Source organism: Shewanella sp. 0m-8 (assembly GCF_052977265.1).
This window is the reverse complement of sequence record NZ_JBRIMB010000007.1, coordinates 1-24,209: the sequence shown is the minus strand read 5'-3', so window position 1 is coordinate 24,209 and position 24,209 is coordinate 1. Positions and strand designations below refer to the sequence as shown.

Sequence of the window (24,209 nt, the reverse complement as noted above, 5' to 3'; positions counted from 1 at the left end):
TTTCTTGGCTATTTTTATTAATCATTATTCCAACCAATTGAATAAGCCTGCTTAATCAAGCTTAAGCTAATACCAATTAGTAACAGTAAAATCATCCCAATGCACCCTCTCAAAAGGCCAGCGAGTATGTTTGATCCGCAATAAAATCAATTGCCGCTAGCTCTGATGAAACTCGCTCGGTACACTTAAGGCTAACTTCCCTTCTAAATAGTAATACTATGCCTTTGTTTGTTGAGGTCGCCCTGCCCGTTCCAATGCGACAAAACTTTAGCTACCAAGTGCCTGAACATATCACCATTACGCCTCAAAAAGGCATGCGTGTTCAAGTTCCGTTTGGTCGCCAACAACTCATCGGCCTTATTACGGCAACCAGTGATAGCTGCTCACTTCCACCTAAGCAGATAAAACCGATTGTGGCCATTCTTGATACTGAGCCATTACTGCCAGATTCACTTTATAAATTAACTGCTTGGGCCGCAAGATATTACTTCTGCAGCCTAGGGCAAATGTTATCGCAGGCGATTCCTGTTGCGCTACGTAAAGGCGCAGAGGTCAAAGAATCTAGCGTCACATACTGGACGCTAACCGATGCAGGCAAAGAGGCTGATATCAATCAGCTCAATCGAGCCCCTGCACAGCGAAAGCTACTCCACAGCTTGCGTGAACGCGACATAGAACTCAGTGACATTACCAGCTTAGAGCTAAGCAAAGCCGCAATCAAAGCACTAGATGATAAAGGCTGGATTGAAAAGAAAAGCCGCATACTTGCGACAGACTTAAGCTGGCGCACCGAACTTGAAATGACAGAAGAGCCGCACAAGCTTAACCCAGAGCAAGCCATTGCTGTCGCCACCTTGACCCAGCAGTCAGGCTATCATTGCACCTTACTTGAAGGCGTTACCGGATCAGGTAAGACGGAAGTCTACTTAGCCATGCTTGAAACCGTATTAAAACAAGGCAAACAGGCACTGGTTTTAGTGCCCGAAATTGGTCTAACCCCACAAACCATCAATCGCTTTAGACGCCGATTTAACGTTAAAGTGGCCGTCATTCACTCAGGTCTTACCGACAATCAAAGGCTGGATGCGTGGCGACAAGCAAGATCTGGTGAGGCTGCGATTATTATCGGTACCCGCTCCGCGCTCTTTACCCCGATGCTTTATCCAGGCGTGATCATCTTAGATGAAGAGCACGACTCTAGCTTTAAGCAGCAAGAAGGTGTGGGGTATCACGCCCGCGACTTAGCCGTTATGCGCGGCCATCTTGAACAAGTCCCAGTGCTTTTAGGGACGGCCACGCCATCACTTGAAACACTACAAAATGCGCTCAGCGGCCGCTATCAACATCTGCATTTAGCAAAACGCGCCGGCGCTGCCGAAAAAGTGCGCCAGGGCATTATCGATATTCGCAATCAGCCGCTACGCTCAGGGATGTCTCACGCGCTATTGAATGAGATGCGCATTCATCTCGACGCTGGCAACCAGGTTATCTTATTTTTGAACCGTCGTGGCTTTGCTCCTGCACTTATCTGCCATGAGTGTGGCCATCTACATGAGTGTGACCGCTGCGATGCCTTCTTTACCGTGCATCAAGCCTTAGGCGAAATTCGTTGTCACCACTGTAGCAACCAATACGCCATTCCTAAACAGTGTCATAGCTGTGGCAGTACCATGCTTGCAGGCCAAGGCGTGGGCACAGAACAGCTTGCGTCATTTTTAGAAAAAGAGTTCCCCAATCATCCGGTGGTACGAATAGATAGAGATACCACTCGTAATAAGGGCTCACTCGAAGGGCACCTTAATGCGATCCACAAGGGTGAGTACAAAATCTTAGTTGGCACCCAAATGCTGGCGAAAGGCCATCACTTTCCTGATGTCACCTTAGTGGGCTTATTGGATGTAGATGGTGCGCTATTTAGCGCCGATTTTAGAGCGCCTGAGCGATTTGGCCAGCTCTATACTCAGGTGTCCGGCCGCGCAGGGCGAGCCACTAAGCCCGGCACGGTATTGCTACAGACCCATCAGAGCGATAACGCCATGCTGCGAGAGTTGATGCACAAAGGTTATGGTGAGTTTGCTCGCAATCAGTTATTTGAGCGTACTCAAGCACTACTGCCACCCGCTTGGCATATGATCTTAATTCGTGCTGAAGCTCATCAGGCTATTGATGCTGACAACCTGTTAAGCCAAATTGGTGCCCTACTACCGCAAGATGAAGAGTGTGAAGTGATTGGCCCCATGCCTGCGCCGCTTGACAGAAAAGCGGGTAAGTATCGCCGCCAGCTTTTATTCCAGACAAAAAACCGTAACAGACTCCAGTTAGAATTCGAGCGTGCATTGCCACAAATCGAACAGCTGCCACTGGCTAAAAAATGTCGTTGGAGCATAGATAGAGACCCACAAGATCTGCTTTAAATCGACTTTATCGGCTTCAAAGCAGAAAAAGTTCGCTAGAGGATAGTAATTCACCACCACTAGCGGCTAAAATAGTCGGTTACCCCTAATTATTTTTCTTTATGTAAGTGTCGATTAAACGCCAATGAAATCACATACTCAATCTTTACTCGCTGAATCTTTAAATGCTCTTAAACAACAAGGGATTGTTCCTGCTGACTTTGAAGCTCGTATTCAAGTTGACCGAACGAAAGATAAAAGCCACGGTGATTTTGCAACTAACTTGGCAATGATGCTAACTAAAGCTGCGGGCAAAAACCCACGTGAAATCGCTCAGCTATTAATTGATAACTTGCCGACATCAAGCCATGTCGAAAAAGTTGAAATTGCAGGTCCTGGATTTATCAACTTCTTTATCGATGATAACGCCCTTGCTAACCAGCTAATGGCAGCACTCAACAGCGATCACTTTGGTCTTGAGTTACCAACACCACAAACGGTTGTTGTCGATTACTCTTCACCTAACCTTGCTAAAGAGATGCACGTAGGTCACCTGCGCTCAACCATTATTGGTGACAGTGTAGTGCGCGCCCTAGAATTTATGGGTCACAAGGTTATACGTCAAAACCACGTTGGTGACTGGGGCACTCAGTTCGGTATGTTACTTGCCTATATGGAAGAGCTGCGTGCAGCCAACGGCGAGCAAGCCAAGATGGAGTTGTCTGATCTAGAGACATTCTACCGCGCTGCTAAAGTGCGTTTTGATGAATCAGAAGAGTTTGCCATTCGCGCTCGTAAGTTAGTGGTTGCACTGCAATCAGGCGACGAGTACTGCAACAAGCTATGGCGCGAATTTAACGATATTTCGCTAAGCCATTGTCATGAACTATACGAGCGTTTAGGTGTGAGCCTAACCCGTGCAGACGTTCGTGGCGAAAGCGCTTATAACAATGACTTAGCACAAGTCGTTGCCGACTTAGACGCTCAGGGTTTACTGTCAGAAAGTAACGGTGCAAAAGTCGTATTCCAGGACGAATTTAAAAACAAAGAAGGCGAGCCTCTACCGGTTATTATTCAAAAAGCCGATGGCGGTTACCTCTATGCCACCAGCGATTTAGCAGCTATGCGCTACCGCTCTAACGTCCTTAAGGCTGACAGAGCGCTTTACTTTGTGGATTTACGCCAAGCGCTTCACTTCCAACAAGTATTTAAGCTAGCTAAAACAGCTAAGTTTGTTCGTGAAGACATGAGCTTTGAGCACATGGGCTTTGGTACCATGAACGGCGAAGATGGTCGTCCATTCAAAACCCGTTCTGGCGGCGTTGTTAAGTTAATCGATCTGTTAAATGAAGCCGATACGCGCGCATTAGAATTGGTTCGTAGCAAGAACCCAGATATGGATGAAGCTGAACTAGTTGAAATTGCTCGCGTTGTGGGTATCGCATCAGTTAAGTATGCCGATCTTTCAAAGAACCGCGCGAGTGACTATATCTTCAGCTTCGAGCAGATGCTGAGCTTTGAAGGCAACACCGCGCCTTACCTACTCTACGCATACACACGTGTAGCGGGTATTTTCAAGCGCGCTCAAGACGTTGACTTAAGCGATGCAACAATTACTCTAGAGCACGAAAAAGAGAAAGACTTAGGGACTAAGCTGGCTCAATTTGGTGAAGTAATGGCGCGTATGGTCAACAAAGGGCAGCCCCATGCACTTTGTGGCTACCTATTTGAGCTGGCTGGTGCCTTTTCAAGTTTCTACGAAGCATGTCCTGTATTGGCCGCCGAAACAGAAGAGTCGAAGAAAAGCCGCCTACTATTGTCTCAGCTAACCGCTAAGACATTGAAGCAGGGTCTGAATCTTCTTGGCCTAGAAACCTTAGAACGGATGTAACCTCCAGCTCATGACAAATCGTGATTATGCAAACCGTAAGCCTGCTCGAAAAGGTAAGAACAGCGCTCGCAAAAAGAGCTCAAAAGGAAGCGCCCCTAAGCGCTTTCCGATTCTGCTGTTGCTTATCACACTTGTAGGCGTTGGCGGCTTTGGCTATTTACTGTGGATATTAAGCAGCAATGATGAACCAGCAACCACACCTGTGGTTGTCGAACAGCCAAAGAAAAAACCAGTAAAGAAAGATCCTGATGCTCTTCCTCCTGCACCGAAAGAGGAATGGACCTATCTTAAAGAGTTAGAAAACAAGAAGGTCGAAGTAGACCTTCCTGAGGTATCGACTAAACCTAAGCGTCCTTATCAGATGCAATGTGGCTCATTTAGAAAAGAGTCACAGGCTAATGAGCTAAAAGCGATAATCGCTTTCCAAGGACTAGAGGCTCGAGTTCGAAAAGTCCAAGGCACCAGTGGCATTTGGTACAAAGTGGTTCTAGGGCCTTATGACAAGAAACGTGATGCTGAAAGGCAGCGTCACGTGTTGCAAAACTCTGGCACTAACGGCTGCCAAATCTGGCTCTGGGAAGGCTAACGCCCACCAGCAATAATTTAAAACGCTGCCCTGTGCAGCGTTTTTTATGCCAGTACCCTATCTACCCTTGATATTTACTCACGCATCCCCATATCTCTATTATCGTCAACCAGCAGGCAGACCGCCTCTGGCTAGAGAAGAGGATTTATTGTGACCACTATCGTATCAGTACGCCGAAATAACCAAGTTGTTATCGCCGGTGATGGCCAGGTTTCTCTTGGTAACACAGTTATGAAAGGCAATGCTAAAAAAGTTCGTCGTTTGTACCACAACAAGGTACTTGCGGGCTTTGCTGGCAGTACCGCCGATGCATTCACCCTATTCGAGCGTTTCGAAGCTAAACTCGAGATGCATCAAGGTCACCTTATGCGTGCCGCTGTCGAGATGGCTAAAGACTGGCGCTCAGATAAAGTTCTACGCAAGCTTGAAGCATTACTTGCCGTGGCCGATACAGAGTCTTCACTGATCATTACCGGTAATGGTGATGTTGTTCAGCCTGAAAATGATCTTATTGCGATAGGTTCTGGTGGCGCCTTTGCCCAATCAGCTGCGACTGCACTGCTTGAAAATACCGATTTAAGTGCACTCGAAATCGCTGAAAAATCGCTGACAATTGCAGGTAACATTTGCGTGTTCACCAACCAATTTAAGACTATCGAAGAATTAAAGTACTAAGCCTAGCGCTCAGTACCACGCACTAAATAAAAAGTACTAAACGATTCATTCGTTTATACGAAAAATGCTGCAAAGCATGAGGAAAGATTATGTCTGAGATGACACCACGTGAAATTGTTCATGAGCTAGATAGCCACATTATTGGCCAGCAAAAAGCCAAACGCTCAGTGGCCATTGCCCTACGTAACCGCTGGCGTCGTATGCAGCTTCCTGCCGATCTTCGTCAAGAAGTCACGCCAAAGAACATTCTTATGATTGGTCCAACAGGTGTAGGTAAAACTGAAATTGCTCGTCGCCTAGCTCGGCTAGCAAAAGCGCCATTTATTAAAGTCGAAGCGACTAAATTTACTGAAGTGGGTTATGTCGGTAAGGAAGTCGAGCAGATTATTCGTGATTTAACCGACTCAGCTATCAAGCTTACTCGCGAAGAGCAGATCAAAAAATGTAAATTCCGCGCAGAAGAAGCTGCTGAAGAGCGTATTTTAGATGCCTTGCTACCTAAGCCGAAAGAAGATTGGGATAGCGAAAAAACGGATAGCAGCGCAACTCGTCAAATTTTCCGTAAAAAACTACGTGAAGGTCAGCTAGACGACAAAGAAATTGAGATCGATGTTGCCGCGCCGCAAGCTGGTATCGAGATCATGTCTCCTCCAGGTATGGAAGAGATGACGAACCAACTACAAAGCATGTTCCAAAACATGGGACCTGGTGCCAGCAAGCGTCGCAAGATGCCAATCAAAGAAGCTTATAAGCTATTGATTGAAGAAGAGGCGTCTAAACTGGTTAATCAAGAAGATCTTAAAGAGCAAGCCATTGAACTGGTTGAGCAACACGGCATCGTGTTCCTTGATGAGATCGATAAGATCTGTAAGCGCGGCGAATCATCAGGCCCTGATGTGTCTCGTGAAGGCGTTCAGCGCGATCTACTTCCTCTGGTTGAAGGTTGTACCGTTAATACTAAGCACGGCATGGTAAAAACCGACCATATCTTGTTTATCGCCTCTGGTGCTTTCCAGATGTCTAAGCCTTCGGATCTTATCCCTGAGCTTCAAGGCCGCCTACCTATTCGTGTCGAGTTAGATGCGCTGTCAGCAGGTGATTTCAAACGCATTCTAACTGAGCCGCATGCGTCGCTGACGGAGCAATATATTGCTCTGATGGGGACAGAAGGTGTCACGATTGAATTTACTGAAGATGGTATCGACAGTATTGCAGAAGCGGCATGGCAAGTGAACGAGCGCACAGAAAATATCGGTGCACGTCGTCTTCACACTGTTATGGAACGCTTAATGGAAGAGTTGTCTTATGAAGCTTCTGACAAGTCTGGTTCAGTGACGGTTATTGATGCCGCATACGTGAAAGCAAGCCTAGATAACTTAGTTCAAGACGAAGATTTAAGTCGCTACATTCTCTAAGTTAAACTTAGAAAACGAGCCACTGCAATAGCAAAATAAGTGATAGCGGTTAAGGACAATCTTGTGCTTAACCGCTATTGTATTTTCAATACTCTCTAAATCATTTTGGTTAATAGATGACTCAAGATAACAACACCCCAAATGTTGAAGCGCTTAAGCTGAAACGCAAATCTCGCCAGCTTGAGATGACATTCGATAATGGTGAAACCTTTCAGTTGAGCTGTGAGATGTTGAGGGTTTACTCGCCTTCGGCTGAGGTCCATGGCCACGGTAATCCAGTACTGGTGACCCACAAGAAAAACGTCAACATCACCGCTATCGAGCCTGTTGGTAACTATGCGGTAAAAATCGTCTTTGATGATGGCCATGATACCGGTTTGTTTTCTTGGAAAGTCTTGTACGATCTTGCCACCCACCAAATAGAGCTGTGGGAAAAGTATCTTGCTCGTCTACGCGCGGCAAAAGCCAGTCGTGAACCATTAATCGATATGACTGTGAAGTATCACAAGTAGTACGTTTTACGAGATCGCCTAAAGCCTTTTAGGTGATCTACATCTTCTCTTTCGACTGTAGTTATTCGTTCAAATCACAAAACTCTGCCTATACCCGCCACTTTTCTGTGAGCAAATACAAAAAAATGCGCATATTTCAGCCTATGCGGACTTATGTCCTCTATACATACCGCATCGAGATTTACTATCTGCTGCAATCAAAAAAGAGGATAACTCATGACTGCACATATCAATGGCAAAGCAGGCGATTTTGCTGAAACAATCATCATGCCGGGCGATCCACTTCGCGCCAAATACATCGCAGAGAATTTTCTAGAAGATGCTGTTGAAGTAACCAACATCCGTAATATGCTAGGTTACACCGGCTTCTATAAAGGCCAGCGCATATCGGTAATGGGCCACGGTATGGGTATTCCATCTATGGTGCTATACGCCCATGAGCTTGTTGCTGACTTTGGGGTAAAGCGCATTATTCGAGTCGGTAGCCTTGGCGCGACTCAGCAACACGTTAAAATTAATGACGTAATTCTAGCTCAAGCAGCGGGTACTGATTCACCCACTAACGCTAAGCGTAGCAGTGGCTATCAGATGGCCACTTCGGCAACCTTCGACCTACTGCATAAAGCCTATATGATCGCACAACAAAAGCAGATCAACGTTAAAGTCGGTAACGTATTTAGTGGTGACATGTATTACGATCCTGATGAAGATATGATCCCAGCTCTTGAACGTTTTGGCGTATTAGGCGTCGATATGGAAGTGGCGGGTCTATACGGCCTTGCCCACCACAAAGGCTTTGAGTCACTCGCGATTCTAACGGTTTCTGACCACTGCTTAACTGGCGAAGAGACCAGTGCAGAAGCGCGTCAGCTCACCTTTAACCAAATGATTGAGCTGGCCTTAGAAACAGCCTGTCAATAAGACTCAAATAAGCCGCTCGAAGCCTAGCTTCCAGCGGCTTTCTTTTTAATGATTCGTTTTTAGCTGGTGATACAGCAACAATAGGAATAGATGATGAAAAACAAAATATCTCTAACCTTGCTCAGCTTTTTAGCCAATTTCGTGATGGCAGGCTTTGCAACCCAATTCGGTATGCTAATTGAACCGATTAGCGAAAAATTCTCTGCCAACGTAAATGAAGTCGCTTCCATCTTCTCGCTGCTTAATGGCGGCGCGCTAGCCGGTACTATTGCTGCCTTTTTCTTAATTGAAAAGATTGGTATAAAGCGTATCACCCTACTCAGTTATGTCAGTATTGCCCTGAGCGCTGCAGCCCTTCACTTTACCGGCTCACTGAGCATCGTGATGGTCGCAATGACGGTGATCGGCCTTTGTGGCGGTGTAGGCCTTTGTATTGCGGGTACGATAGTGGTATCGGTATGGAAAGATAAAATTCAAAGCACCATGCTAGTCGTGCAAGATGCCACCTTTAACGTGGCAGGTGTGGTCTTCCCACTGATCACGACCTACGCACTAAGCAATGCACTTTCTTGGAGTTATAGCTACCTTGCCGTTGGTATTGTTGCACTCGCTACAGCAGCAATAGCACTCGCCACAAACTTCGAGCTTTGTGAAACTAAGGGCGAAGCTGCCACAAGCAAAGATCAATCGGAGTGGAACCTAGGCATTATTAGCGGCGGTTTAGGCTTATTTCTTGGTATGTTAGCGCTTTATACCTTCCTAACTTGGGCGCCGATGTTCGTTAAGACTAAATTCGACATCCCATTTGAAGAAGCCGGTAACATCATCACTCAGTACTGGTCAGCTGCTTTAGTGGGTGCGTTAGTATCAACAGTGATTGTATCGAGAGTTAAAATCCAACACTTTATTATGGGTATGATTTCACTGGCATTAGTCATTACCAGTCTTATCGTCACCACAGATAACTTAAACTGGATTGGCTATTTAACCTATGGCTATGGTTTTGCTTGTGCCGCACTGTATAACGCCTTTATCGCTTACGGTGTATCGTTTGTGAAAAATGCCAGTAGCCGAAATGTGTCGTATATCTTAATTAGTGGTAGTGCTGGCGCAATGTTCAGCCCAGCTATAAGCTCACTATTTGAAAGCATTATCGGACTACAAACCGTCATGTACGCAATTCCGGTTATCTACGCGCTTATCATTGCAATGTTGATACTGTCTAATCGCCAAAAAGTCGCGTTAACTCAACAAACAGCATAAAGCTCAGGCTCAGTTTGCACATAATAGCTCTAAACCTACATATAGGTTTAGAGCTATTCAATAAACGCTTTCAACCCTTCTAAATCACAAATGATGAGCCCCTCTTTTTCTCGCTTTATTAGTGTAAGATCTTCGAGTTTTTTGACTGCACGGCGATAAACCCTGTCAGTTGTCGCAAAGCGCTCCGCCTCTAAATAACATTTAGTAAACCCTTCTACCGGCTGGTCTTTTAAATACTGATGATAAAGATCATAGGCGATGTTATACGCTATCGGATAGAGCATTCTGCGGGTAAAAATATCGACTGTGTCCTGATAATCGATGGCTATTGCACTGGCAAAAAACAGTGCAAACTGCGGCGTTTTGAGCAATGCCTGTTGCAGCTTGTCACCATTAATAATCGAGATCTCTAACGTTTCCTCTGCAATGATATCCAGCTGGCATAGATAATCGGTAAAGAACTCCATTTCGCCAAATAGCTGTGAATCACAGGTCATGGTCCCCAACTGAAAGCTGCGGCCATTTCTGGCGGTATAGCCCATAGAAATCCGTCCATGAGGCACCAGGATTAACGCATTAACCTGTTGACCTTGCTGCATCAACTTGTGCTGCGCTGCTACAGTTTTGGTCTCAGTAATGCACTCTCGCATAATCTGCTCAATAGCATCATGCTCTTGCTCCCATAAAGAATGGAAGCGCCCTTTTGCGAGTGGTTTTAGCTGCATAGTTTTGTTGGTCTAGTTTACATTCAGGCGATTGATGTTTTTATTATACGCCTTTGTTAGCATACTAGGCACCTTGCTCAGGCTAGGGGCTCTTTTTCTGCCAACTCACTGGTAAGCTTACGTTGTCCCATAGTGCTTTGCATAATACCTCGGGCTGGCTCCAATTCCCTTGCAGTAACCATGTGACTAGCGCATCCCCCACTTCTGGGTATTGAATCGCTTCTGGCATGGGGTCTTTTAACCAACGCCTTAATGCATGCGGATCTAAATGTGTTTTCATGCACTCTGCCGCGCCTAACAGCTCTAGCGCTGCCACGTTAGACTGCTGCTCAAATTGCCCTAATAAAGGTTTAATCAATAACTTTTTACCCAGTGTTAATGCTTCGCTGGCAAGCTCAAAGCCCGCATTGCCAATCACCCCCCCACAACTTGCCATCGCCGCTTTAAAACCAGCTCTATCAAAACCATGCCACTGAATATGCTCGGGCAAAGGATGGCGAGCTGTAGATGCGTGATATACCAAAAAGGTATAGTCGCTAAAGGGGGTAAGAAATTTTATGATCTCATTCGGTGATTCAAAGGGGAGGTAGACTAAGATCTTGTGTGCTAGTTGTTTCTGCACTTTATCCACCTCGACAAACGGCGGTAAAATTGGAAAGCCGAAGTGATGCCAGTGACACCCTAAAGCAATATCCACAGGCGCAAAATAACTTAACATGACCTCATTAAACCAACTGTCACCCACTTTAGGGACGGGGTAGTTCAATGCGGCTTGGTGACTAATCCCGATAGAAGGGATGCCTTGATTTTTTGCGGCCCAGGCTGACACTGGTTCAAAGTCATTGAGCACTAAGTCATAACCGCTTAAGTCTAGATTCTTAATGTCTTTAATAAAGCCAAACCAGGCATTCTGTTTTGCGGTTTTTGCCACACTCACTCGACCATTTGCAGTGGCAAATGTCAGCCCAGATTGAACCTGATACTCACCAAAACATTGCATATCAAAGAACTGCTCTGATGAGCGACCAGAAAAAAAGAAATCAACATCTACACCTTGTCGCTGAAGGGCTTTTGCCATCACCCTGGCGCGGCTTAAATGACCATTCCCCGTACCTTGAACACCATAAAGAATTCGCACATGACACTCCTAAATAAATTGCTGACTCAGTAATACAGAGACGATGCCCAGCAATGCGCCTGCAACAATATCGAGTGGGTAATGCACACCCAGCACCACCCGAGCGAGACCTATAGCCAAAGCCCAAGCTACGGCGATGTAAAAAAGTTGCGGGTAAATAAAGTAGATACTGGTTGCCATAACAAATGCCGCTGCGGTATGACCTGATGGCAAACTAAATTTATCTGCGGGTTCAAAGCTTGCCACACCGTCAGCTAAGGCATGACAAGGGCGAGGCCTGCGGATCATATTCTTGAGTGCAAAATACAACGGTAACTCAACAAGGTATGCAGCAATCATCGAGTTAAGCAGATACTCACCTTTGCTATCGATGATGAGAAATATCACCGCCATATAAAGGTACACTGGACCGTTGCCAGATGCAGATAGGGAAAGCGCCCACTTTTGCAGCCCGTGCTGCTGACCTTGCTGGACTATATAACGGTAAAGGGATCTATCTAACGTCGTTATCGAAGCCATTATCATTACCTCCCAATTATTTTTACGCTCTTATATCATTGGCAAGCTATGAAAACTCCATGACACCACGGTGACAACTTATCTAAAGTTTTATGACACACATTAATTAAGTCTGAGCGAATGAACGCGATAACGGCCAGGTGAGCTTACAATTAGCGTGTATAACCACAATGAATAACGTCAGATAAGCGAATGCAATGACAAATGACAATGGAAGTAACGATGGGAAGTAAGGATAGGAATAAACAAACGGAGGTAACCAGCCCGATAGCAAAGTACACTAGGCTGGTTTAATAGGCGTTTTGCAGACTACTCAGAGGCAAGCTCAGCATTATTACGATTACGATAAAGCTTTAATAAATGGTATATGTTGATACAGGCAACGAAAGCATTCATACCCGCTACAGGCCATGCTTCAATTGATGCGCCGTAAATGACAAACAGCGAACATCCGGTAAAGTTAAGACATCTCAACCAAATAATGTCTTTCATCATAAGTGAAATCGCCACCATCACTGATGCGGCATAGCCGATGATCTCAATAGTATTAACAGCTTCCATAAGGCACCTTTTTTAGGCCCTATGCCTTCCCTAAGCTAGCTGGGGGATCCTTGCCCCTAAAGCGGGTAAAAATTAGAGTTTAAGTTAAATTATCTGACAACATGCTAACAAACATAGCCACTAATTGTAATAATAAAACGTCATATAATGACTTGAATCATGTTTTTGTGGCTTTATTGAACAAATGGGAGAAAAATTACTACAACAAACTCAAACGCTGCCTTAATAGACAATTGCGTGATTGATAACACTTTTCTTTTTAAGAATCCCTTATATACTGAGTGAAACTACTTGCTTGCTCGGACTTCTGAGCATCTCTATCTATCAGGAGTGTTCTTATGGAATACAACACCTCAGAACTTTGTGACACTTATATCGATGTTGTTGATGTTGTCGAACCCATGTTCAGTAATTTCGGGGGTTGTAACTCTTTTGGTGGCTCAATTAGCACCATTAAATGTTTTGAAGACAATGGCCTTATCATTGATGCCGTTCAAGAAGATGGAGAAGGTAAAGTACTATTAATTGATGGCGGTGGATCACTTCGCCGTGCACTTCTCGATGCCAAAATTGCAGAAGTCGCTGTAGCTAATAACTGGGAAGGTATCATCGTTTACGGTACTGTTCGTGATGTTGATGCACTAGAGGATTTAGACATTGGTATCCAAGCATTAGCCTCGATTCCTGTTGGCGCTGACAGCAATGCAGTGGGTGAACTAGAAATCCCGGTAAACTTTGGTGGTGTAACTTTCTTACCAGGCGATCACGTCTATGCTGACAACACTGGTATCATTCTTTCACCAGAGCCGCTAGACATCGACTAATCTGATAGAGAACAGGCGCTATTGAGCCATTTTATAAAGTCAGTTCTATAAAGTTAGTTCGTTTATTTCAGTCTCGAGCCAGCTCAAGATGATTTAAAAACCAGTCCTAAGTGACTGGTTTTTTTGTGCCTGTATTTATCCGTTAAGCTCTATACCTCTCTCCCCTACTTGCGAATAGGATTAATCCGCTTAAACTAACGGCTATCAGAGCTAACAATAAGAATAATAACATGCAGCATTTGACACTCTTCAACCAAGCCACACTTCTGACGCTGCTCAATACACGCGATGGCGAAACCAAGCTAGGACAAAGAGTTCAGCTTGCGGATCACAATTTAGATCTCAGCAGTAATTTGGCGCTGGCTAAACAAAATGGTGCGCGCTTTGCTCTTATCGGAATAGGAGAGGATATTGGTCCTCGGGCTAATTTAGGCAGAGGAGGCGCAACCGATGCATTTGATAGCGCCATGGGCCAATTTCTTAATCTGCAGTCAAACCGATTCCTCTGTGGCCAACAATGCTTAGTACTAGGGCAAATTAATACCCAAGATCTTCAGCTTCCTAATAGCGCGTCAGCTGATGAGTTACGCAACAATGTCGAGCTATTGGACGAGCGAGTCATGCTAATTCTGTCTCAGGTCTTTAGCGCCGGACTCGAACCTATCGTCATTGGAGGCGGGCATAACAATGCCTACGGCTTATTAATGGCTGCAAAAAGTGCATTTAAACGCCCTATCGCGGCGGTGAATATGGATCCACATTCAGATTTTAGGCCTAAAGAAGGCCGCCATAGTGGTAATGGTTTTAGCTACGCAGCAGCGTCGGGGGCACTAGGCTATTATCATGTAGTTGGCCTACATGAACTAAAAAATAGCGAAACGACACTCGAGCAACTAAAAGCTTTTGGTGGCCATTGGCATAGCTTGCAGCAGATCTGGGTTCGTCGTGAGATCAGCCTAGAAACAGCATTAAAAACGATAAGCAAAGATCTTAATAACACCCAACTTCCCGTAGCTATAGAGCTCGATCTTGACGCCATCACTAACATGCCAAGCAGTGCATCCACCGCCGCTGGTGTACCGTTACTCGATGCACTGCATTATGTCAGTTATATCGCCAAACATTGCCCAAGCGCCTACCTGCATTTAGCAGAAGCGGCGCCTTGCTGCCATGTTGCAGGAGCAGAAGCTGGCCACCGCGAAACAGGCCAAAGCATTAGTGAATTGATCTACTCCTACATAAGCGGACGTATTAATGCTCTATAGCCAGTAATAATTATTCAACATTGGTAAAGATTGTGGTGTAATGCGCTGTCAATTTTGCGATAGCCTGCGTCATCACTCATTTTTTTATTATCATTTGATGGATAGTTAACCTTCGTCACAGAGTGGTAGATGAAAGATTCAGCAATCCAGTTCAATGGCTTACAATCGCAACAATTTAATTGCTAACGTTATAGGAATAGATAGATGTCAGAGGACACTCCAAAGAGCACTCACTTCGGTTACAAAACGATTGAAGCAGAGAAGAAAGCCGACATGGTCGCTGGCGTATTCCATTCTGTCGCCGCAAAGTACGACATTATGAATGACGTCATGTCTTTCGGTATCCACCGTATGTGGAAGCGCTTCACTATCGAAAGTGCAGGTGCGCGCCCAGGTATGAAGGTGTTAGACTTAGCCGGTGGTACCGGTGATTTAACGGCTAAGTTTTCTCGCATTGTCGGTGAAACAGGCCAAGTGACGTTAGCTGATATTAACGACTCAATGCTTAAAGTGGGTCGTGAGAAGTTAAGAGATAAAGGTATTGTAGGCAACGTGAATTACGTGCAAGCAAACGCTGAAGCACTGCCTTTTCCTGATAACCACTTTGATATCATCACCATTGCTTTTGGTCTACGAAATGTAACCAATAAAGATGCAGCGATTGCATCAATGCTGCGCGTATTAAAGCCGGGCGGAAAGCTACTGGTACTTGAGTTCTCTAAACCTCAGCATGAAATTATGCGTAAAATTTACGATCTGTATAGCTTTAAAGTACTGCCAAAGATGGGATCACTCATCACCAAAGATGCAGACAGCTATGAATATCTGGCTGAATCTATCCGTATGCACCCAGATCAAGATACCTTAAAGCAGATGATGGAAGATGCGGGCTTTGAACAAGTCAACTACACCAACATGACTGACGGTATCGTTGCCTTACACAAGGGCTATAAATTCTGATTGGACTCACTATGTCTCGTGACCTGCCATTACTTGCCTGCGCCGCGATAGAGATCAGTTTAAATAAGCTGATCTCGCAATCTCCTGAAGACTACGCAAAGTTGCGTACTCTTCACGGCAAGGTCTTATGCATTCAACTATCACAGCTCAACTGGCCGCTTTACTTTTTATTTGCCAAAGAGATCCAAGTTTTCTCTCGCTACGAAGGCGAAGTTACCACTAAAGTGAATGCCGATATCACTACGCTTTACCAGCTGACTGAAGGTGCCAACCTTACCGAGCTGATTAAGCAAGATAAACTCAGTCTCGAAGGTGACTTAAGCCTATTACAGACCTTTAGTCATTATATGCAGCAAATTGAGATTGACATAGCAGAGCCTATCTCACGCTATATTGGTGACGCGCCAACGCACTTTCTTAGCCAAGGCCTCAAACAAGCCAAAAATGACCTGACAGATGTGCTGCGTAAAACTCGCTCACACCTTGGCCAGCTCACAATCGAAGAATATAGGCTCGCTCCTCATAAACTCGAATATATCCATTTAAGTGATAGAATCGATGATTTAGCTGTCGATGTCGACGCTATGGCTACACGAGTAGACCAACTTATCAACAGGGTAAAAATGAAACCATGACAGTAAAAAGTATCAGGCGCGCTTATCACGTCATTCGTACTGCTTTGCATTACGGACTCGATGATTTAATTCCTTCTAAGTTAACGCCTTGGTACTTCAAACTGTTAAGGGGTTGCTTCTTCTGGCTACGAAACCAACACAAAGATAAAGTGGGTGGTGAACGTTTAAAGTTAGCAATGCAGGAGCTTGGGCCGGTTTACATCAAATTCGGCCAGATGCTATCGACGCGTCGAGACCTACTATCTGATGAATGGGCCGAAGAGCTTGCGATGCTGCAAGACAGAGTGCCGCCTTTTGATTCAGCCATTGCGCGTGCCTCTATAGAATCGGAGCTCAATGCCCCTATTGAAACCTATTTCGATGACTTTAACGATACACCGTTAGCGTCAGCTTCTATCTCTCAAGTTCATACTGCAACACTTAAATCTAATGGTGCAGCGGTGGTTTTAAAAGTTTTACGCCCCGATGTCGAACAAAAAGTACATGCTGACATCCTCTTGATGTCGCAAGCAGCCGCTGTCTTAGAAAGTTTACTCGGTGCCAATAACCGCTTACGCCCAGCAGAAGTGATTGAAGACTATCGCACCACAATTGAAGGCGAACTAAACCTCAAGCTTGAAGCCCTTAATGCCATAAAGTTACGTAATAACTTCCTCGATTCCAATGCGTTATATATTCCGTATATGTACGAGGAACTATGCTTTACCCGCCTTATCGTAATGGAGCGCATTGATGGTGTACCCGTTTCAGATAAAGCCGCGCTAGAGGCACAAGGCACTAACTTAAAGTTGCTTGCAGAACGCGGGGTGGAACTCTTCTTCACACAGGTGTTCCGTGATAACTTTTTCCATGCCGATATGCACCCAGGCAATATTTTTGTTAGCCGTGAGCACCCTAACGATCCTTTCTATATCGGTTTGGACTGCGGCATTATGGGCACTTTAACCGATGAAGATAAGCGTTACTTAGCTGAGAATTTTTTAGCCTTTTTCAATCGCGATTACCGCCGTATTGCTCAGTTATATATAGAATCAGGCTGGGTTTCGCCAGATACCGATGTCGGTGCATTTGAACAAGCAGTAAAAGTCGTTTGTGAGCCTATGTTCAACAAGCCACTGGATGAGATTTCATTTGGACACGTTTTACTCGAGCTTTTTAGAACGGCTCGGCGTTTTGACATCGTTGTTCAACCCCAACTGGTACTACTCGAAAAAACCTTGCTGTACATCGAAGGGCTAGGCCGTCAGCTATACCCACAACTAGACTTATGGCAAACAGCAAAACCTTTTTTAGAGCAATGGATGGCGGAGCAAGTTGGGCCAAAAGCAATGGCCGACAAGGTTAAGAAACAGTTACCTTATTGGGCCGAACATTTGCCAGAATTACCAGAGCTTATCTACGACAACCTAAAAATGGGTCGCAACCTATCTAAAAACCAGAATAATTTGTTAGATCGGTATCTCAAACATCAGCAAAAAGCTCATAAAAGTAACTATCTTTTAATTACATCAGCTGTTTTAGTGATCTGTGGCACTATTTTGTTAAACGAAGACGCTACACTATGGCCCTCTTATGGCAGTATTGGCATAGGCATCACTCTGTGGGTGCTCGGATGGCGATCTAGACCAAAGAATCGCAAAATTTAGCTAGACCTAAATAACCAAAGGTTCATAATGGAACCAGTATCTAATTAAGAGGATTCATCCATGGGTGGCATTAGTATTTGGCAACTTCTTATTATTGCTTTGATTGTCGTATTATTGTTTGGAACTAAGAAGTTACGTTCACTAGGCGGCGATTTAGGTGGTGCAGTTAAAGGCTTTAAGAACGCAATGTCTTCTGAAGAAGAAAAGAAAGCTTTAGAAGAAAACGCAACTGACAAACCAACTGCAGACACTGCAAAAGTGACAGAAACTGCAAAAGTTGCAGAGACAGCCGAGAAAAAGGCTGAGTCTAAAGGCAAAGAACAGGCATAATCGACTATGTTCGACGGTATCGGCTTTATGGAGTTGCTGCTGATTGGGATCTTGGGCCTTGTCGTACTTGGCCCTGAAAGACTCCCAACCGCTGTGCGCTCAATTTCTAGCTGGATCCGCGCCATGAAAAAAATGGCTAACTCGGTAAAAGACGAATTAGAGCAAGAGCTTAAAATTGAGCAACTGCACTCTGATTTGAAAAATGCAGAGAGTCAGGGTTTAAAGAACCTTTCTCCAGAGTTACAGGATTCAATCGATCAATTAAAAGAAGCGGCTCAATCTGTTAATCGTCCTTATCAAGTAGAAGACGTTCCAGCGGCGAAGGATACACCAGCCAAAGAAACCCCTCCTGCAGAGACAAGTGCGACAACGAGTGCTAATTCAGACAAACCTAACGGGTAGTCCATGTCACAACAGCAGCCATTAATTAGCCATTTGCTTGAATTACGCACTAAGTTGCTAAAAGCAATTGGCAGTGTTCTTTTGGTATTTATTTGCTTAGTCTACTGGGCTAACGATATCTACCATTATATGGCCACCCCATTAATGCAAGTTCTGCCTGAATCAAGCAGCATGATTGCAACTGATGTAGCTGCGCCATTTTTTGCCCCTTTTAAATTAACACTGGTTCTGTCGTTTTTTGTTGCAGTTCCTTATGTTCTTTACCAAGTGTGGTCTTTTGTCGCACCTGGTCTATATAAGCATGAAAAGCGTCTGGTTGTGCCATTACTAACCAGTAGCACACTCCTTTTTTATCTAGGTATCGCTTTTGCTTACTATATAGTTTTTCCGGTCGTCTTTGGCTTCTTCGCCAGTGCCGCACCAGAAGGGGTAGAGGTCGCAACTGATATCAGCAGCTATCTAAGCTTTATTCTAAAGTTGTTCTTTGCTTTTGGTTTAGCGTTTGAAATCCCTGTAGCAGTGATTCTGTTATGCTGGGCAGGTGTAACAACACCTGAAGACCTGAAACAGAAACGCCCTTACATTGTTGTTGGCGCCTTTGTTATCGGTATGCTTTTAACGCCTCCAGATATTATCTCACAAACGATGCTAGCAATTCCTATGCTAATTTTGTTTGAAGCAGGTTTGATTGCCGCACGCTTCTACAGCAAAGGTAATCAAGACGACGAAAGCGAAGACGGAGATGAACAGAAAGAATCTGAGTCACAATAGACTTTCTTGTTAAGCTTATAAAAAGGTATTATCTCGTTATAAATCAACAGAGATAGTGCCTTTTTTTTGTTTTTACAGCATTAAACCATCAATAACATTAATGTTTCAATTCGCCTAATAAAATGTAAAATCAGTCTAAAACCTGCTTTATAAAAATAAAAGGAAGTTATTGATGATCAAGCAACACTTATTGCTACTTACCACAGCGTCTTTACTTATCTCAAGCGGCGCCCATGCATCCGTTGAAACTCAGTTAACACAATGCGCAGCAATTCAAGATAAGCTCGAACGATTAATTTGTTATGACAAGCTTTCTTCATCACTAAATTCAACTAAAACTGGACAGCTCCCAGTTACAGAAACCGTCGCCGTTGCGGCATCAACCACTGCCGTCGCATCAACGGCAAACAAAACATCACATGATGACTTTGGCCAAGTAAAAAAAGCCGACAAAGAAGAGATAAGCAAGATCTACCTAGAGGTTGCAAAAGTATCTAAAGATGCTTACGGCGCCTTAAAAATTTCATTTGCCAACGATCAAGTCTGGAAACAAACAGATAACCGCACCTTCCGGATAAAACCAGGGCAAAAAGTCTTTATTGAAAAAGCGGCTTTTGGTTCATTTATGCTAGGTACGGATGACCGTAACACGACTATTCGAGTAAAGCGTCTAAAGTAATGCCTCAATATATGGATATAGCTGTCAATCTTATCGGCAGCTCGCTTGAAAAAGATATTCAACGTGTAATTGAAGATGCGACTAATCAGTCGGTCACTTCTATGGTTGTTATTGGTAGCCACTTAGATGAAAGCAAGCACGCTATCGCCCTATGTGAGCAGTTTCCTGATCAACTCTATAGCACTGCAGGTATTCACCCTCATCATGCCAGTGAATGGCAAACAAGTAGCGCTAACACTATCCGTATGCTTGCACAGTCGCCATGCGTCATTGCCATAGGCGAATGCGGTCTTGATTACAATCGAGATTTTTCACCACGGGATGTGCAGCGAAACGTTTTTGCTAAGCAGCTAGCGCTCGCTGTTGAGCTAGAAATGCCAGTGTTAATGCATGAACGCGATGCTCACCCAGATTTCTTAGCTATTTTAAAAGAATATCGCACAGATCTCCCCGCAGCGCTGCTGCACTGTTTTACAGGCAATATGCAGTCTCTCGAAGCTTATATAGAGCAAGATATTTATCTTGGGGTTACTGGGTGGGTTTGTGATGAGCGCCGTGGCCAAGAGCTGGCTTCGATTGTCCCGTATATTCCAGATAATCGTCTTCTTATCGAAACAGACAGCCCATACCTTTTACCAAGAAGTATGCGGCCAAAGCCTAAGTCGAGTAAAAACGAACCCAAATATCTACCTTATATCGCTCAGTATATTGCCGATCTAAAAAAACAAGACATGAGTACTTTTGCAGATAATACCTATAAAAATAGTCGCCGTTTTTTTGGATTGGATTTTTAATGCTTTTTCACTTTCAGCTTATTGCTCTTATCGCTCTATTCAGCTTTTCTAATATCGTCAATGCCGAAAACCACCAATTTGTCAGTGAACAACACACCACAGAGGTTCAGCTATCACCTCAGCTATATATTGCTGAGGCACTGCCAGACTCGAACATACAGCAAGCCGTAAACTTTACAGAGCGACAATGGCAACCATACGATCCTAAAAGCATCACAGGGATTGGGCAAAAATCGTATTGGGTTAGGTTCAGTCTTAAGCAGCATAACCATGAACCTAGACAGCAGATTTTGTCGATAACCAACCCGCATATTGATTATATTGAGCTATACCATTTTAACCGTTCGACTCTAGTGGAGCAGCTAAATGTCGGCGATAACTATCCCTTTAGTCAAAGACCTATTCTAAGCACTGACTTTTTATACCCTTTTAGCAGCCAACAACATGATAGCCATAGATTCTACTTACGAATAAAGGGGACTGGCTCAGCGTACCTCCCTATCACCTTATGGAACAGCGACGCTTATTATCAAAATGCGGAGCAGCAGTCTATTTTCTATGGTTTTCAGATAGGTGTACTGATGGCTATTGGTATCTTTAGTTTACTGATTGCCATCACATCCAATTCATTCAGTTATAGCTATTATGCAGGTTATGTACTTTCTATTACTCTATTTGTCGCGACCCTGCACGGCTTAGCCTTTCGATTTATTTGGCCAAATTGGCCGATTTTTCAAGAGTACGCATTACCAGCCCTGCTAAGCTTATCAATGATGTTCGCCTTCCTGTTCTCAGAGAAGGTTATGCAACTAAAACATCACAACCAAGCCATGCTAAGGCTCTGCCGTTCCAGTGCAGCCCTTTCTGTATTGCTGCTGTTTCTTGGCTTACTACTTAACTACACGGCCGCGCTAATTATTAATATTTACGCCGTCATGTTTGCAAGCCTTATGCTGATGTATATGTCGGTGACCCAAGCAATTAAGGGCTACAAGCTAGCAAAACTATTTGCGATTGGCTGGGCGGGCATGATGCTAGGTGCGTTGATATCCGGGGCTATCTATTTAGGCCTGCTCAATTGGACTATTGACCCTAAAACCCCTTTTTTGGTTGGACTAAGCATAGAAGTTATTTTTATGGCTGCGCTATTAGCCATCCGCTATAACGACGAACGTTTATCTAAACAGAAAGTCCAAAAAGAGGCCTTAGCCCAAGCAAAACTTGCCAAAGACAATAAAGAAGAAGCGCTACGAATTGAAGCCAGAAGTAGTGAGCAATTAGCCCAAATGGTACAAGAGCGAACCCTTGAGTTAGAGATTGCTTTAAGAGAGCTTAATGAAGCGAATCAAAAGCTCACCGAACAGACAACAAAAGACAGCCTTACCGGCGTGAAAAACCGTAATTCATTTGATCGGCGTATTATTGCAGAGGGCCGAATTAGCCGTAGGCAGCAGTCTCCAATGGCAATTTTGATGCTTGATTTGGATCGTTTCAAATCAATTAATGACTCCTACGGTCACCTTGCTGGTGACCACGCCTTACGAGTGGTCGCTAATAAATTAAAAGAAAACTTAAAGCGACCAACCGATCTAGTATCACGTTTTGGTGGTGAGGAGTTTGCTATTATATTACCCAATACTGATCAAATTGGTGCTGAGCAAGTCGCTGAGACAATTAGAAAAGTTATCGATGAACTCGTTATTTACTGGGAAGGCAATGCCATCCCTCTAACGGTAAGTATTGGGGTGAGCAGTGAAATTGTCACCTCAGAAGACCATACCACCTTGTTATTAGAACAGGCTGATAAAGCACTTTATCAAGCCAAGAATGAAGGGCGTAACCGTATTAAGTTATACAGCCCTGAACAAGATTAATATCACCATCGTCTGGAGCCTAATGTGAATATTATTACCAGTGCCTACCCACAACGTAGAATGCGTCGTATGCGCAAACATGAATTTAGTCGCCGCTTAATGGCTGAAAATCGATTAACAGTTAACGATTTAATCTACCCAATGTTTGTTCTCGAAGGGAACAATCGCACAGAGCAAGTCGCCTCAATGCCTGGTGTTGAACGATTATCTATCGATCTTCTGCTTAAAGAAGCCGAAGAGCTAGTGGAACTAGGTATTCCTCTGATCGCTCTTTTCCCAGTGACTCCAGCTGAGAAAAAGACTTTGATGGCCGAAGAAGCCTACAATGCAGATGCCTTAGCACAGCGTGCTGTGCGCGCACTGAAAGAAGCCTTCCCTCAGTTAGGTGTGATGACTGACGTAGCACTTGATCCGTTTACGACTCATGGTCAAGACGGCATCATTGATGAAACCGGCTACATCATGAATGACATTACAACTGAAATTTTAGTAAAACAGGCACTATCACATGCTGAAGCTGGTGCAGATATTGTTGCGCCATCAGATATGATGGATGGGCGTATTGGCGCGATTCGCCAAGCGCTAGAAGAAGCTGGTCACGTTAACACCCAAATCATGGCGTACTCAGCTAAGTACTCTTCAAATTACTACGGACCTTTCCGTGATGCCGTTGGCTCAGCAGGAAACCTTAAAGGTGGCAATAAGCATAGCTACCAAATGGATCCAGCTAACAGCGATGAAGCCCTGCATGAAGTCGCTCTAGATATTCAAGAAGGCGCTGATATGGTTATGGTTAAGCCTGGCATGCCATATTTAGATATCGTTCATCGTGTCAAGACTGAGCTCGCTGTACCCACTTTTGCTTACCAAGTAAGCGGTGAATACGCGATGCACATGGCTGCAATTCAAAATGGTTGGTTAGCTGAGAAAGCTATCGTTATGGAATCATTGCTTTGCTTTAAACGGGCAGGTGCAGATGGCATTCTAACCTACTTCGCTAAACGCGCTGCTCAGTGGTTAAAAGAAGACAAATAATTTAACCTAGTCATTAAAAAGCCAGAGAATGCCTCTGGCTTTTTCATTCTCCCTTCATATTAGCCTCACCCCTTATTTCCAAACCACCCACTAGACTCTTGCTCCTTTGAAAAACCAAGTGTTCTGTTTGCTACTAGAGCGTACAACAAAAAAAACTGATTTATACTAATCAATAAAGAGTTGTGATCTAATCTAGGTATCACAAACAACCCGTATTCCCCTTTTAAAAAACTACAGCGCTGAAGAAGCTTTGGCTTTATCTAGAGCAGAAAAAGATCCACGTAAACGGATCGGTTTACGGAGCGAACACATGTGGGTGTAATACCAATCTAAGTAAAAATATGATCTAATTGCATTCATCGTATTCTCTTCATTTGTGGTTATGGATAACTTTA

At 44.3% G+C, this 24,209-nt stretch carries 24 protein-coding genes; 20 read left to right on the top strand and 4 right to left on the bottom strand.

Annotated elements, in window-relative coordinates; translation table 11 throughout:
- Window positions 1–218 precede the first annotated feature (218 nt).
- The 8 genes from priA (at window position 219) to tsgA (ending at window position 9,656) form a co-directional block, all read left to right on the top strand.
- Window positions 219–2,414 (top strand): primosomal protein N', encoded by a 2,196-nt coding sequence (gene priA / locus ACVBIO_RS04940; RefSeq protein ID WP_447159786.1) that lies wholly within the window; start codon window positions 219–221, stop codon window positions 2,412–2,414.
- A 124-nt stretch (window positions 2,415–2,538) separates the two neighbouring features.
- The gene (gene argS / locus ACVBIO_RS04935; protein WP_447159787.1) at window positions 2,539–4,284 is read left to right on the top strand and encodes an arginine--tRNA ligase; all 1,746 of its coding nucleotides are present in this window, start codon (window positions 2,539–2,541) and stop codon (window positions 4,282–4,284) included.
- 10 nt (window positions 4,285–4,294) lie between these two features.
- A complete protein-coding gene (locus ACVBIO_RS04930) occupies window positions 4,295–4,870 on the top strand; it encodes an SPOR domain-containing protein (RefSeq protein WP_447159788.1) in 576 nt (191 codons plus the stop codon).
- A gap of 150 nt (window positions 4,871–5,020) precedes the next feature.
- Entirely contained in the window at window positions 5,021–5,545 is a 525-nt protein-coding gene (gene hslV, locus ACVBIO_RS04925) for an ATP-dependent protease subunit HslV (RefSeq protein WP_447159789.1), read from the top strand.
- 89 nt (window positions 5,546–5,634) lie between these two features.
- Window positions 5,635–6,960: an ATP-dependent protease ATPase subunit HslU gene (gene hslU / locus ACVBIO_RS04920; RefSeq protein ID WP_447159790.1), complete on the top strand. Its 1,326-nt coding sequence runs from the start codon at window positions 5,635–5,637 to the stop codon at window positions 6,958–6,960.
- A 116-nt stretch (window positions 6,961–7,076) separates the two neighbouring features.
- A complete protein-coding gene (locus tag ACVBIO_RS04915) occupies window positions 7,077–7,472 on the top strand; it encodes a gamma-butyrobetaine hydroxylase-like domain-containing protein (RefSeq protein WP_447159791.1) in 396 nt (131 codons plus the stop codon).
- A gap of 216 nt (window positions 7,473–7,688) precedes the next feature.
- Entirely contained in the window at window positions 7,689–8,393 is a 705-nt protein-coding gene (deoD, locus tag ACVBIO_RS04910) for a purine-nucleoside phosphorylase (RefSeq protein WP_447159792.1), read from the top strand.
- Between the two features lie 93 nt (window positions 8,394–8,486).
- On the top strand, window positions 8,487–9,656 hold the full coding sequence (gene tsgA, locus ACVBIO_RS04905; protein ID WP_447172118.1) for an MFS transporter TsgA: 1,170 nt from the start codon (window positions 8,487–8,489) through the stop codon (window positions 9,654–9,656).
- Between the two features lie 53 nt (window positions 9,657–9,709).
- Here tsgA and ACVBIO_RS04900 read toward each other — a convergent pair whose 3' ends face one another.
- From ACVBIO_RS04900 to ACVBIO_RS04885, 4 genes are all read right to left on the bottom strand, one after another.
- Complete coding sequence (locus tag ACVBIO_RS04900; protein ID WP_447159794.1) at window positions 9,710–10,381, bottom strand: Crp/Fnr family transcriptional regulator; 672 nt, start codon at window positions 10,379–10,381, stop codon at window positions 9,710–9,712.
- A gap of 82 nt (window positions 10,382–10,463) precedes the next feature.
- Window positions 10,464–11,519: an MJ1255/VC2487 family glycosyltransferase gene (locus ACVBIO_RS04895; protein ID WP_447159795.1), complete on the bottom strand. Its 1,056-nt coding sequence runs from the start codon at window positions 11,517–11,519 to the stop codon at window positions 10,464–10,466.
- A gap of 9 nt (window positions 11,520–11,528) precedes the next feature.
- Window positions 11,529–12,041 (bottom strand): phosphatase PAP2 family protein, encoded by a 513-nt coding sequence (locus tag ACVBIO_RS04890; RefSeq protein WP_447163301.1) that lies wholly within the window; start codon window positions 12,039–12,041, stop codon window positions 11,529–11,531.
- 306 nt (window positions 12,042–12,347) lie between these two features.
- Entirely contained in the window at window positions 12,348–12,599 is a 252-nt protein-coding gene (locus ACVBIO_RS04885; RefSeq protein ID WP_447159796.1) for a YgjV family protein, read from the bottom strand.
- A 338-nt stretch (window positions 12,600–12,937) separates the two neighbouring features.
- Here ACVBIO_RS04885 and rraA point away from each other — a divergent pair, with 338 nt between their 5' ends.
- From rraA to hemB, 12 genes are all read left to right on the top strand, one after another.
- Complete coding sequence (gene rraA / locus ACVBIO_RS04880) at window positions 12,938–13,423, top strand: ribonuclease E activity regulator RraA (RefSeq protein ID WP_447159797.1); 486 nt, start codon at window positions 12,938–12,940, stop codon at window positions 13,421–13,423.
- Window positions 13,424–13,653: 230 nt separating this feature from the next.
- The gene (locus tag ACVBIO_RS04875; RefSeq protein WP_447172117.1) at window positions 13,654–14,688 is read left to right on the top strand and encodes a formimidoylglutamase; all 1,035 of its coding nucleotides are present in this window, start codon (window positions 13,654–13,656) and stop codon (window positions 14,686–14,688) included.
- Between the two features lie 204 nt (window positions 14,689–14,892).
- Complete coding sequence (ubiE, locus tag ACVBIO_RS04870) at window positions 14,893–15,648, top strand: bifunctional demethylmenaquinone methyltransferase/2-methoxy-6-polyprenyl-1,4-benzoquinol methylase UbiE (RefSeq protein ID WP_447159799.1); 756 nt, start codon at window positions 14,893–14,895, stop codon at window positions 15,646–15,648.
- 11 nt (window positions 15,649–15,659) lie between these two features.
- The gene (locus ACVBIO_RS04865) at window positions 15,660–16,283 is read left to right on the top strand and encodes a ubiquinone biosynthesis accessory factor UbiJ (RefSeq protein ID WP_447159800.1); all 624 of its coding nucleotides are present in this window, start codon (window positions 15,660–15,662) and stop codon (window positions 16,281–16,283) included.
- Window positions 16,280–17,929, top strand: coding sequence for a ubiquinone biosynthesis regulatory protein kinase UbiB (gene ubiB, locus ACVBIO_RS04860; RefSeq protein ID WP_447159801.1), 1,650 nt, complete (start codon window positions 16,280–16,282; stop codon window positions 17,927–17,929). Before ACVBIO_RS04865 ends, ubiB begins: the two co-directional genes overlap by 4 nt.
- A 60-nt stretch (window positions 17,930–17,989) precedes the next feature.
- Complete coding sequence (gene tatA / locus ACVBIO_RS04855; protein WP_447159802.1) at window positions 17,990–18,259, top strand: Sec-independent protein translocase subunit TatA; 270 nt, start codon at window positions 17,990–17,992, stop codon at window positions 18,257–18,259.
- A 6-nt stretch (window positions 18,260–18,265) separates the two neighbouring features.
- Entirely contained in the window at window positions 18,266–18,661 is a 396-nt protein-coding gene (gene tatB / locus ACVBIO_RS04850) for a Sec-independent protein translocase protein TatB (protein ID WP_447159803.1), read from the top strand.
- A gap of 3 nt (window positions 18,662–18,664) precedes the next feature.
- Complete coding sequence (tatC, locus tag ACVBIO_RS04845; RefSeq protein WP_447159804.1) at window positions 18,665–19,432, top strand: twin-arginine translocase subunit TatC; 768 nt, start codon at window positions 18,665–18,667, stop codon at window positions 19,430–19,432.
- A 172-nt stretch (window positions 19,433–19,604) separates the two neighbouring features.
- Window positions 19,605–20,111 (top strand): hypothetical protein, encoded by a 507-nt coding sequence (locus ACVBIO_RS04840; protein ID WP_447159805.1) that lies wholly within the window; start codon window positions 19,605–19,607, stop codon window positions 20,109–20,111.
- Window positions 20,111–20,905 (top strand): TatD family hydrolase, encoded by a 795-nt coding sequence (locus tag ACVBIO_RS04835; protein WP_447163298.1) that lies wholly within the window; start codon window positions 20,111–20,113, stop codon window positions 20,903–20,905. The genes ACVBIO_RS04840 and ACVBIO_RS04835 overlap by 1 nt, the downstream gene beginning before the upstream one ends.
- Complete coding sequence (locus tag ACVBIO_RS04830) at window positions 20,905–22,779, top strand: sensor domain-containing diguanylate cyclase (RefSeq protein ID WP_447172116.1); 1,875 nt, start codon at window positions 20,905–20,907, stop codon at window positions 22,777–22,779. Before ACVBIO_RS04835 ends, ACVBIO_RS04830 begins: the two co-directional genes overlap by 1 nt.
- Before the next feature lie 24 nt (window positions 22,780–22,803).
- A complete protein-coding gene (hemB, locus tag ACVBIO_RS04825) occupies window positions 22,804–23,814 on the top strand; it encodes a porphobilinogen synthase (RefSeq protein WP_447159808.1) in 1,011 nt (336 codons plus the stop codon).
- The last annotated feature ends 395 nt before the right edge of the window (window positions 23,815–24,209 follow it).